Annotated in this window: 5 protein-coding genes; 2 read left to right on the top strand and 3 right to left on the bottom strand. The window is 41.1% G+C overall.

The genetic code is table 11. The features are described 5' to 3' along the window. Positions 1–155: 155 nt before the first annotated feature. Entirely contained in the window at positions 156–542 is a 387-nt protein-coding gene (locus tag H5185_RS04130; RefSeq protein ID WP_182741422.1) for a gamma-butyrobetaine hydroxylase-like domain-containing protein, read from the top strand. 1,445 nt (positions 543–1,987) lie between these two features. On the opposite strand, the gene acnB is transcribed toward H5185_RS04130, so the two are convergent. After that, the gene (gene acnB / locus H5185_RS04125; RefSeq protein WP_124015341.1) at positions 1,988–4,585 is read right to left on the bottom strand and encodes a bifunctional aconitate hydratase 2/2-methylisocitrate dehydratase; all 2,598 of its coding nucleotides are present in this window, start codon (positions 4,583–4,585) and stop codon (positions 1,988–1,990) included. A 402-nt stretch (positions 4,586–4,987) separates the two neighbouring features. On the opposite strand from acnB, the gene hxpB reads away from it, so the two are divergent. Then, positions 4,988–5,680 carry a hexitol phosphatase HxpB gene (gene hxpB / locus H5185_RS04120; RefSeq protein WP_310741655.1) on the top strand — a complete coding sequence of 231 codons (693 nt, stop codon included), beginning with the start codon at positions 4,988–4,990 and terminating at the stop codon, positions 5,678–5,680. Positions 5,681–5,820: 140 nt separating this feature from the next. On the opposite strand, the gene H5185_RS04115 is transcribed toward hxpB, so the two are convergent. After that, complete coding sequence (locus H5185_RS04115) at positions 5,821–8,085, bottom strand: patatin-like phospholipase family protein (RefSeq protein ID WP_182698934.1); 2,265 nt, start codon at positions 8,083–8,085, stop codon at positions 5,821–5,823. 107 nt (positions 8,086–8,192) lie between these two features. Further along, the gene (locus H5185_RS04110) at positions 8,193–12,656 is read right to left on the bottom strand and encodes an EAL domain-containing protein (protein ID WP_182741420.1); all 4,464 of its coding nucleotides are present in this window, start codon (positions 12,654–12,656) and stop codon (positions 8,193–8,195) included. Positions 12,657–12,966: the final 310 nt, after the last annotated feature.

Here is a 12,966-nt window from a genome sequence, read left to right as displayed (position 1 = left end):
CGTCCTCCCATTTGATTATGACAGATGGGAGGCTCGTGACCTTTTCTATATGAATAAACATCACGAATGCACGTTTCAACAATAGGATTAACAGCAAAGTCGCGTATGATGATAATCTGCGATTTAGCGTTAATCCTTTTTTTATAGGTATTCCCATGACTCAATCAACGCCGACTGTCACTGACATTAAACTTAAGCGCCAATCTAAGTTACTCGAAGTGACATTCGATAACGGCCAAACCTACAATATCAGCTGTGAAATGTTACGGGTATTCTCGCCGTCTGCAGAAGTGCAGCGTCATGGTAATCCAATATTGGTTACCCATAAGAAAGCTGTTAATATCAAAGCGCTCGAACCGGTTGGTCATTATGCGGTTAAAATCATCTTTGATGATGGCCACGATACTGGCTTATATTCTTGGCAGGTACTGTATAACTTATGCAGTAATCAAACTGAGCTATGGCAGCAATATCTTGCCAGATTGCGGGCAGAGAATGGCTCACGTGAACCTCTGATTTCGATGAATATTAAGTATTCATAGACTTCTTTTAACAATGGCCTACGGCCACACCAGCTTTTTCAAACTTCGTTTGAATTAACATCGCAAGGTTCCACCCTACACTGGCCAATAACTTTTTTAAGATATGGCCTACGGCCACTAACGTCGTGGCGCTTCACCCATACCGGGGCAACATCACAAGGTTTCACATTGGGTGATAACACATCCCAAATTATCGATGTGTGCGAGTGACGTTTAGCGCAAACACTCCTGCAACACCTTGCAATGTACATCCTTGATAATGTTTACCCGAAAACAAACGAACCCTTACCTTTTCGGTATTAGAAAGCTTGTTTTAATTAATACCATGACTGTTATCAATTGCCTGCCGCAGGCCTTAGTGCAAGCACTTCTGTGACACGTTACACTTTTTATATACAAAAACCCCCTGTAGCTCGGCCATGACGTCCATGTCATGGACGGTCACAGCCGCGCTTACACCCGATATTATATCTCTTCGATTTAACCTCATAGGGGATAAAAATCATCTCGTCCGAGTTAATAATTAAACCTTCAAACCGTCATCCCCGAGATCTTTTATCGGGGATCCAGCTTTTGCTTTTTAGCTATCGTCACAAATAGAGCTAAATCGAAGAGAGCATAATTACAGGTGCAAATAAGTCAGCGACTAATATCCATTTATCTTTCGTATTGGAAAACTTGCTATAGTTCATACCATGACTGTTATCAATTGCCTGCCGCAGGCCTTAGTGCAAGCACTTCTGTGACACGTTACAAGTACATCCCTGTAAACTCGGCCATGACGTCCATGTCATGGACGGTCACAGCCGCGCTTACACCCGATATTCCATCTCTTCGATTTAACGTTATTTGTAATAAAGTCCGCTTTATTTAGGTGAATTGAATCACCACACTCAAACCGTCATCCCCGAGATCTTTTATCGGGGATCCAGCCTTTGCTTTTGCTTTTGCCTTTGCTTTTGCTTTTTCTTTTTAGCCATCGTCACAAATAGAGCTAAATCGAAGAGATAAAAATTTCAGGTGCAGATGAGTCAGCGAGTATCCAAAACATGGATGTTTTGGTTAAGCCCACATGGAAGTGCTTGCGGCGTCTCGCTGGATTATCTGCACGATAGCCTGCGGCAGGCAATTAGTTAAAATGAAGTTTTGAACTTATATTAATGTAATTAATAAGTCGTTTGAAGAGGCTTTAATGTTAACTTGTGCAACGAAATAAGTAAGGAAAATAATTACTTAAAAATAGTCCATAAAATTGGAATTCACTTTAGTATTAAACTCACAGAGTTTGCTTTAAATATTGAAAATAATTCCCAATATTAATCAGTATTACTTTTATTAGATGTCTAATGGTATAAGTCTATTCAATAATAAAAACATTCAGCCATCCAAATAAAAATGCCAGCATTTCTGCTGGCATTTTTGATCAATTGTTAACTAGTATAAGCTTAAACTGCGGCTTGGAAAATCACGCTGTCGGCTTTCTTAGTGTAAGAATCGATTTGGTCGAAGTTCAAGTAACGGTAAGTATCAGCTGCTGTTGCATCTAATTCTTTGGCGTATTCTTGATACTCTTCAACTGAAGGTAGGCGACCCAATAACGCGGCTACTGCTGCTAACTCAGCTGATGCTAAGTAAACGTTTGCGCCAGTACCTAAACGGTTAGGGAAGTTACGTGTAGACGTTGATACTACAGTCGCACCTTCTGCAACACGTGCTTGGTTACCCATACATAGAGAACAACCAGGGATCTCGATTCGAGCACCAACACGACCGAAGATTGAGTAGTAACCTTCTTCCGTTAATTGATCTCGGTCCATCTTAGTCGGTGGTGCAATCCATAAACGAGTTGGTAGTGTGGTAGCAAACTTTTCTAACATCTTACCGGTAGCACGGAAATGACCGATGTTAGTCATACAAGAACCCACAAACACTTCGTCAATCTTAGTTTGTGCAACGCTTGATAATAATACTGCATCATCAGGATCGTTTGGTGCACAAAGGATTGGCTCTTTGATGTCGTTTAGGTTGATTTCGATAATTTCAGCATATTCTGCATCTTTATCTGCTTCCATCAACTGTGGGTTAGCAATCCATTCTTGCATCGCAGTAATACGACGTTCAATCGTACGACGATCGCCATAACCTTCTGCAATCATCCACTTTAACATCACGATGTTAGAGGTTAGATATTCAATGATTGGCTCTTTGTCTAGCTTAATGCTACAACCTGCTGCTGAACGCTCAGCAGATGCATCAGATAATTCGAATGCTTGTTCAACTTTAAGTTTTTCAAGACCTTCAATTTCTAATACGCGGCCAGAGAAAGCGTTGATTTTGCCTTTCTTCTCAACCGTTAGCAGACCCATTTCAATTGCTTTTAGTGGGATAGCGTGGACTAAATCACGTAAGGTAATGCCAGGTTGCATTTCGCCTTTAAAGCGAACTAGAACTGATTCAGGCATATCAAGAGGCATAACACCTGTTGCTGCAGCAAATGCTACTAGACCAGAACCTGCTGGGAACGAAATACCAATAGGGAAACGAGTATGTGAATCACCACCAGTACCTACGGTATCGGGTAACAACATACGGTTTAACCAAGAGTGAATAACCCCGTCACCTGGACGTAAAGCAACACCACCACGGTTCATAATGAAATCTGGGAGTGTGTGGTGAGTGGTAACATCAACTGGCTTTGGATAAGCGGCAGTGTGACAGAATGACTGCATGGTTAAATCAGCACTAAAGCCTAAACATGCTAAGTCTTTTAACTCATCACGTGTCATAGGGCCGGTAGTGTCTTGTGAACCGACAGAGGTCATCTTAGGTTCGCAGTATTGGCCAGGACGAACGCCTGATACGCCACATGCTTTACCAACCATTTTCTGAGCTAAAGTATAGCCATTGTTAGAAGCGGCGATGTCTTGTGGACGAACAAACACTTTTGATGCTTCAAGCCCTAAGGTTTCACGCGCACGGTCAGTAAGGCCGCGACCAATGATCAACGGAATACGACCACCAGCACGAACTTCATCTAACAATACTTCGGTTTTAAGCTCAAATGTAGAGATAACTTCATCAGTGCCGTGACGCTTAACTACACCTTCATAAGGGTAGATATCGATCACATCACCAGTATCCATTTGATCAACGTTTAGTTCGATCGGTAATGCACCCGCATCTTCCATGGTGTTGAAGAAAATTGGCGCAATTTTGTTACCTAAACAGAAGCCACCAGCACGCTTGTTAGGCACATAAGGAATATCATCACCCATAAACCATAACACTGAGTTAGTGGCAGATTTACGTGAAGAACCCGTACCAACCACATCACCAACGTAAACTAAAGGATGACCTTTGCCTTTTAACGCTTCGATTTCTTTGATTGGACCCACAACACCTGATTGATCAGGCACAATACCGTCACGGGCATTTTTTAGCATTGCTAATGCGTGTAGTGGAATATCTGGACGAGACCATGCATCTGGCGCAGGAGACAAATCATCAGTGTTGGTTTCACCAGACACTTTAAACACTGTTAAGGTGACTTTGTCAGCCATTTTTGGACGGTTTAAGAACCAATCTGCATTAGCCCAAGCCTCAACAACCTGCTTAGCAAAATCATTACCCGCTTGCATTTTTTCAACAACATCGTGGTATGAATCAAACATCAACAATGTATTTGAAAGTGCGGTAACCGATAGAGGTGCTAATGCTGCATTATCTAGTTGGTCAATTAACGGCTCAATATTGTAACCGCCTTGCATGGTGCCAAGCAGTTTAACAGCGTGTTCTGCGCTTAAAATAGGAGATGACACAGTGCCTTTAGCGACTGCATCAAGGAAAGCGGCTTTAACATAAGCGGCTTCATCTACTCCTGGTGGAATACGATTTTCGAGCAAGTCGAGGACGAATGCCTCTTCACCTGCTGGAGGTGTTTCAATTAACTTAACCAGTTCAGCCACTTGTTGTGCATCTAATGGCTTAGGGACTACACCCTCTGCAGCACGTTCTGCGACGTGTTTACGATATGCTTCTAGCACGGCAACATTCCTCTTTGTTTGACGCCTAACGGCGAAACTCAGCGTCATTATGATTACGCTGATAATTCCACTGGTTCGGGCTTGAAATCCGAACACCAGTATACTACAGCTTTATAAAAGTATGAATCAGCTCACACTACCAGAGGTATGAAATCAATGCGATTTATCAACCTAAAAATCAATTTAAACCCAAGTTCAATAAATTAAAATTAGACAATAGTTTGAAACAGCTAAAAAAATATTTAAATACATTAGCTTATGCGGTACCCGCTGATTAAACTATATACAAAAAGATATCTTGTTTTTTAAATGAAATATTTTTAAAAAAGTCTATTTTGATTGCGCCATAACAGCATCAAAGCAATAATTAGCGCTCAAGGTTATGCTGTTTATGGAGTCTGAATTGTGTCTACCCAAATAAAAGCCGTTATTTTTGATATGGATGGAATTTTAATTGATTCCGAACCCGCTTGGCAGTTAGCTGAGCAAACTGTGCTGAATAGTTTTGGGCTTAACCTCAGCCTTGAAGACGTGGAGCAAACCACAGGCTTGCGTATTGATCATGTTGTTAGCTATTGGCACCAACGTTTTCCATGGCCAAATTACGACAATACAGCGACGGCGAATACCATAGTTAATGAAGTAGTAAGCCAAATAAACGCACATGGTCAACCCATGTTAGGTGTGATTGAGTCGCTAGAGGCGTGCAAACGTTTAGGGCTTAAAATAGGTTTAGCCACCTCTTCATCGTCATTAATTATCGAAGCAGTGCTGCATAAACTCGCTATAAGTCATTATTTTGATGCTATAGAATCTGCTGAAAATTTAGACTATGGCAAGCCTCATCCCGAGGTATATTTGAATTGTGCTAAAGGCTTGGACATAGCACCAAGCCAATGTATTGCGATTGAAGATTCATTTAATGGCTTAATTGCTGCCCGTGCGGCCAGCATGCAAACGGTGGCAATTCCTGCGCCTCACACTGCGACACAAACCAAATGGGTTATTGCGCATCATCAATTGGCGCACGCAGGATTATTACCCGCATTGCTTAACAAGGTCGCTGCGCTGCTAGAGCGGACTACGTCCTGCTAGGGTCTAGGTCGCTGCGCTGCTAGGGACACTGCTAAGATTTAATAGTATCTGCAGTGTCCTAGCTTCTAGGCTGTTAGCTTGTATAGCCTCTAGCAGCGCTCTAGCCTCTAAGTTTTTGGCTTAGATTGAATAATAACTGCCTAAAAGTTTTTGCCGACAAATAAATAAAATGCAGACTGGCCGCTGTCATTAAATCCAAAACCTAATGCCGCGGGTCCCCAATCGGTATCGGTACCTAAATATAAACTACTACCGAAAATCAAATCACCTAAATCGACATCATCACGATTAAACCATGCATTACCAGCTTCAAGGCTAGTGCCTAAGTACAAAGGCAAATCGGTGATCAGCACATCGCGGCCAAGATCGTACTGGTAAATCACAGCACCAAAGACTTTATGGGCGCCGACCAAGGTATCTTTGCGGAAACCAGATAAGTTTAAGAAACCTCCTAAATCGGCAACATGCAAAGTAAAGTCGCCATCATTCTGGGTGGTTGCCAATTCCATTTTACCCACAATGGCATGATTACCGAGCTTTAATGCGCCTTTCCAATCGGCCTCAAATTGCCAGGCTAAATCATCGCTGTCAGTATTACTGACATTACTTAAGCCTTTATATGACTCATCTCTTAAATAGCTGGTAAAAGTCAGTCTATTGCCTTCTGTTGGGAAACTAATGCTGTTGAGATTATCGTAGGCAACCTTAAAATAGCCGCCAGTTGAATGGAAATTAATTGAATCAACCAAGCCAAATTCACTGGTAACACGGCCATCTTCGGCGATAACACCAAATTCCATAATGCCATCAGAGTTAAAGTTATAACCGATACCCAATACAATTTGTGCGACTTTATTCTCGAGTTGAAAATAACGGATATCTTGATCGTACAGATCCCAGTTTTTCATTTCATATTGAAATCTCGCTAAGCTGTAAAATGTTTGATCACGATCTAAGGGTTGATAAAACTCAGTCGCCACGCGCTTTTTAAAGCCAAGTTCTAATTCGTTACGCCACTCGCCACCATTTTCAGTTAAGTCAGTCATGGTATACGCCAAACTTAAGGTAATCGCCGAATCTAAGGTGAAATCATCTTCCCAATTAAATCCCGCTTGAAAATAGTTTGGTCCCCATGATTTGGCCTTAGTGGTAATGGTCAGTATTCGCCCTTGATCAACATCTTCAAACTCAGCATCAACACGCTCAAATTTATTCAGTGAGTACACCCGATTTAGAGCAGAATCGAGTTCCTCTTTACTCAGAATAATACCTTCAGTGATCCCTAAACGCTCACGCAGTAATTTCTCGCTGACTTTTGATTGATTATCAAAAGCAATTTTATAAATAGGTTTTTTAAGAGGGTCGTTCCACAGTAAACTTTGTTGTAATTTACTTGCTTGATAGGCTAAGTAATCTTGTTCACTAATGCCAAGAGGTTGTAACTTCACTAATTCTAACTTAGCGGCATCTTCACCTAATTTTAGTGCCAATGGCATAATTGAAAAATCAGTGGTACTTAAATTATCAATGGCAGGACGAATTAAGATATCGCTCGATGTCAGCAAGGTTTTTTGCCGTGCAGTGCTAGCTTGAGTCAACATAGTTGATAGCTGCTCTAATACAGCAATGGTGCTGTCTAAGTTTTCTTGCTTAGTTAATGGCGAACCGATATCAACAGCTATGATGATGTCTGCGCCCATGGCTTTGACCACATCAATCGGCATATTATTGGCAATGCCACCATCAACTAATAAGCGGCCATTAATCAATGCTGGTTGCAATGCACCAGGTACCGTTGCCGATGCTTGCATTGCTTGCACAACACTGCCGCTAGATAACACCACGGCTTCACTGGTGGCTAAATCCGTCGCCACTGCTCGATAGGGAATCGCAAGTTCATCAAAATCACCAAACTGCTCAACTAAACCCGTAGAGTGGCGCAATAATTGCGACATACTTTGGCCACGTAACAAACCACTAGGAGAAGTTAAACTGTTATTGTTATAGCCCACTGTGAGTGGAATATTAAACTGATCACGTTGCTGTTTATCACGGTAGCTTAATTTATCGCGCGGAATAGTGTCTGAGTAGCCTTTAGACCATTCTCCACTGAGCATAATTTTTTCAATTTGGTCGGCGTTATAGCCTAATGCATACATGCCAGCAACATAGGCACCAATACTGGTACCCGCAATGTAATCAACAGGAATATGATATTTTTCAAGTACTTTCAACACACCAATATGTGCAGCGCCCTTGGCTCCGCCACCACTGAGCACTAAGCCAATAGTTGGCCTTTCTTTAGGCGCTTTTTTTGCTGCATAGGCAGGTTGCACCGCCAGGCAAAGGCACATACTGCTAGCCAAAAACCATATTAATAAGTTAAGGCGTAAGGTTGATTGCATAAATCATTCCGAAAGTAAGTAAAAACAACGCATTCTAACAACATTTAACCAATAGCCATACAAATGGATAGCCGCTATAGAATGATAGTGGTATCACAGAGAACCCATTAGTGCTCAATGCTCATTTGTTGCTTAATATCTTGTTCAAGATCAGCTTTGGGCATCGGCTTGGCAAAATAATAGCCCTGAATAATATGGCAGCCTCGTTGGACAACTTGTGCAAGTTGCTCAGCGGTTTCAACACCTTCAGCAATGACTTCAAGCGAGAGATTTCGTGCTAATTCAATCACACTGCTTACAATAGCTTGGTCAGCTTGATGGGTGTCAATATGGATTAAAAATGAGCGATCAATTTTCAGAATATTGACTTGGAATGAACGCAAATACGCGAGCGAAGAATAACCGGTGCCAAAATCATCGATCGCAACATCAATGCCTAACTGCTTTAACGCGAGTAAATGTTGGCTGGCAATATCGACTTCTTTCATCAATACACCTTCAGTAATTTCTACCGACAAATATTTTGCAGGCATGCCAGTTTTATGTAATGTCGCAGTTAAAAAGTCGATAAAGTCTGGCAGCCTAAAATGCATTGCCGACACGTTAACAGACACTTTTATTTCACTTTGGTACTGCTGATGCCAACTCGCGCCGTCGAGACAAGCTTGAGTGAGCACCCAGCGATCAATTTCCACGATGAGGCCACAAGATTCGGCTATCCCAATAAACACATCAGGCCGGATCATGCCATCTTTTGGGTGTTTCCAACGGATCAAGGCTTCAACGCCGACAATACTATTATGCCTATTCACATCAATCTGCGGCTGATAATACAGCTCAAACTCATTGCAAAGTATCGCTTGGTGTAAATCAGCTTCTAAGCGTAAATGGTATAAGGCTTCAGCATTTCGCTCCGCGGAATAATATTGAAAATTACCTCGCCCCTCTTCTTTAGCGTGATACATGGCTAAATCAGCATTTTTAATCAAGGTTTCGGGTGTTTGGTCATCATCAGACCACATACTGATGCCTATACTAGTCGAAATGAAAAATTCCCGACCATATAATTTAAATGGCATTTCTATTTGTTGTAACAGTTGTTTGGCTATGTGGTTGATCGTATCGACGTCTTTGGCATCACGCAGCAAAATAACAAATTCATCGCCACCAAAACGACACAACAAATGTTCTTCAGACAAGCAAGACTGTAACCGACTTGCGGCTTCAACCAATAAGGCATCACCCATACTGTGGCCATAAGAGTCATTCACATGTTTAAATCTGTCCAAATCTAAAAATAACAGTGCTAAGTTTTCATGGTGCTGCTTTGCTGTTTCTATGACTTGTCCCAGACGGCGTGAAAACATCGCCCGATTCGCTAAGCCAGTTAACATGTCATTGTTGGCTAAACGGCGCAGATGGAGTTCGTTATGTTTGCGCTCAGTGATATCTGAAAATACCACCACATAATGTAATGCAGAGCCGCTCACGTTGAACATAGTCGAGATATTTATCCATACCGGACATCGGCTACCATCGTTACAATTAAACTCACACTCTCCAGTCCAAAAGCCCTCCTTGTCAAACACATCATCCATGTCGAAAGGTTCTAGCGTCTCAAACACTAATTTGGCAAACGGTTTTCCGACTAAGTCGCTCTTTTGAGCTGCAAGAATTAAATTGGCCGCAGCATTGCTAATTTTGATGTGCTTATCGCTATCTAAGATCAGCATACCCTCTGAGGTATTTTCAAACGCTTGAGCTAATAAATTGACCTCACTTTCAAGCGCTCTTTGTTGGGTAATATCGGTATACATACCAGCAACATGTATTAACTTTCCACCACTGTGATCGACATCAGTGGCACGACCTTTAATTCGCAGCCAATGCCATTGCTGATCATATTGATTGTGATAGCGATACTCGATGTCAATCACGTCTGTTGCACATGTGATCAATTCATTCCAGGCTTTGGAAATCTGCTCAATATCATCTTGATGAATGGGAATGTCTTCTAGCTTTATGTCGATATGAGGCTCAGGTCCCAGTACACCACCGCGATTGTCTAATGAAAACATTCGAGTATGCTCATGCCATTGCCATAAATCTGAATCGCTACCTTTTAGTGCCTGGCGTAAGCGATCATCACTTTGCAGTAATGCAGTATTCATTTGTTTAAAGCGGCTAACCTGTCGCTGCCTAAAGATCAATAGTGCCAATCCAGTTAGCAATATGATCAGTATTAATGCACCTTTAAATTGTTGTGATCGCCACCAAAACTGCTTTACCGTAAATCGATATTGAAATGGCTCATTCGTCCACACACCATTTTTTTTATACAAGAGTTCAAGCACATATTCTCCAGCACTTAAACCGGTAATATTAATTTGTGACTGCCCTTCCAGTAACACGTAATTTCCCGCATCGGAGCCATTCTCAACCAAACGATATTGGATGGTCATGGGTTTATCATCAAGGTAATCCAGTATGGCTATTTGGAAGCTAATTAGGCTCGCACCCGGTTCAACTTGCGATAACTGGCTTGGAACAAGATAAACCGCTGTTTTATCCTCATAAAATACAGATACAGATTCAAGTATCGCCTTATCATTGACCGTTCGTGGCGCTAACTTATCAAGATCGATGAGCATAGCGCCATCTGGGGTACCGATAAAAAAGCCTTTAGCAGGATCATAAAATTTTGCCGACTCATTAAATTCATCGGAAATAAAACCGTCTTTATGACTAAACGAACTGACTTTACCTGTCGTCTTATTTATCTTGATAATGGCACTGGCACAGCCAACAATATGATCGGTTGCAGTATCCTGTAAAAAGTACACCACTTTACAATCTATTTTCCACTGTTGATCCAGTGAGATTATCTTATTAGTTTGCGTATTGTATTGATAAATACCTTGTTGGGATGAACCAAACCAGAGCACACTTGGCGCCACTTGCATAACACTGGTAATCGTTGGAAGAATAGTAAAATTGGCAAATAGATTTAATTTAGAAACATATTCACCCTCAGTGGTTAAATAGCCAAAATGTTTATTTCCAGCTAACCATAGATGATGTTCAGTATCTCTTAATAGGGCACTATAGCGAGCATTAGTCAGTGACTGCTGACCGTCATTGAGCTCTTGTAGCGTCAGCTCATCCTTACCATCTTGCCAATAATACAAGCCTTTCGTAGTCGCAAACCAAATGACATCACTAAACAATTTATCACGATAAATATTAATGATTACGCGATCAACCAGCGACGTTTTGCCACCACTCCAATCAGCAAAGCGAGAACTAATATTAGTTAATTTATTGACCACATATAAGCCGCTGGTCGTCGCTAAAACAAGGTGCTGCTCATCTAGGGAACTAATTTTATAAATACTGTCATTAAGTTCAAAACCCTTAGGAATGAGCATAATTGATGTTTGGTCATGGGTATTCACTACTGACAAACCACCATCAGTACCTAACCAGACAGTGTCACCCTCACTGTATATCGACCACACCATTTCATTATCAAGCTGATAAGGCGGCTTTTTAGAATAATCATCAATTAAAAAACTAGGCTTACCGGCAATGACCGCAAGACCATCTCCAGAGCCACCAATCCATAACAAACCATCGGCATCGACTGCCATATCATGGATGTAATCTATATTTGCACGTTGCTTAAGTTCGTCACGGTATATAATTAACTTATTGTTTTCTTGACTCCAAAAAATCAATCCTGCTCGACTTGAAATCCATAAATCACCGTTAAGATCTTGCTCCATTTGCTCAACATAATAAGGGATCTCTGCTACAGCCTGTACTGTAAGCGATTCAATATTAAGCTTAAAGACTCCTTTTGATGTCAACATCCATACTCGTTGTTGTTTATCTTGAAACAACTTATTAATGGTGCCATTTTTATCAGACCATGGAAATTGCCCAATAAAAGTCCCATCGGCATGATGAAGCTGTACCTCATGATTAGTCGAAAACAAATAATTAGTATTATGTAACTCAAGCGCATTTCGCCAAGGCAAATTGCGATCTAATGTATGGCTTGGGGATAAGGAAAGCTGCTGAGTGATGTCATCAAAATAATAAACCTGCCCTGAAAAGGCCAATATGAGTAAGCGCCCATCAAGCTGACGCTGAGTGGCCGCTACGTGAATACTGTTATTGATATTGGTTGCATCATTATCTTCAGGTCTAAGGATCAAACTAAAGTGATTATCTAAAATACTGTATAAATATAACGAGGAATTGGTGCCAACCAGTAAATGATCTTGACCAGAGTTAACCACAGTAGAAATGAACTCGTCATCCAGAACTGAATCAAAACCGACTTTATCGATGCGTCTAACTTTACTGTTACTCACCCGGTACAGACCTTGCTGAGTCGCCAGCCAAACAAATCCATAATGGTCAAAGCTAATATCTTGAATCGTGGCATTAGCTAAACCATCTTGCGCATTAAAGACTCGCTGAACAATATCTGCGGCATTCACAGGCGCAGCGGCTAACGAACACAGAATCAGACTAACAGCCCCAAAAATTACCGCTCTGATCATAAATTAAGCCTATACCTCAAAAAGATAATATTGATACTCATCGTTATAGCGTCTCCTAAACCGATACAAACTGATATTCTTGTTTAGTCACGCTGTAGATAAAAGAAACAGTATAACTTTCTACATTGAGAGGAAATAATGACATGTACATCTATGCATTATTTTTAACACATTTTGACAACGCTTTATAAACAATATTACTTTTTTATAATTATATGTTTAAAAAAAGTAATATGCTCCGCTAATGCTAGCTTAAAAAATCAAATTACAGGTAAAAAAAAGCACCCCTAAAGAGGAGTGCCTTATGCTG

The sequence above is a fragment of the Shewanella sp. SG44-6 genome, from assembly GCF_014164185.1.
Taxonomy (GTDB): Bacteria; Pseudomonadota; Gammaproteobacteria; order Enterobacterales; family Shewanellaceae; genus Shewanella; species Shewanella vesiculosa.
Note: the sequence above shows the minus strand (reverse complement) of the source record. Positions and strands in the feature narration are given on the sequence as shown.

Excerpts from the sequence above, each read along its gene's own strand:
- H5185_RS04110 (WP_182741420.1), bottom strand. The coding sequence starts at position 12,656 with ATGATCAGAGCGGTAATTTTTGGGGCTGTTAGTCTGATTCTGTGTTCG.
- H5185_RS04115 (WP_182698934.1), bottom strand. The coding sequence starts at position 8,085 with ATGCAATCAACCTTACGCCTTAACTTATTAATATGGTTTTTGGCTAGC.
- H5185_RS04130 (WP_182741422.1), top strand. The coding sequence starts at position 156 with ATGACTCAATCAACGCCGACTGTCACTGACATTAAACTTAAGCGCCAA.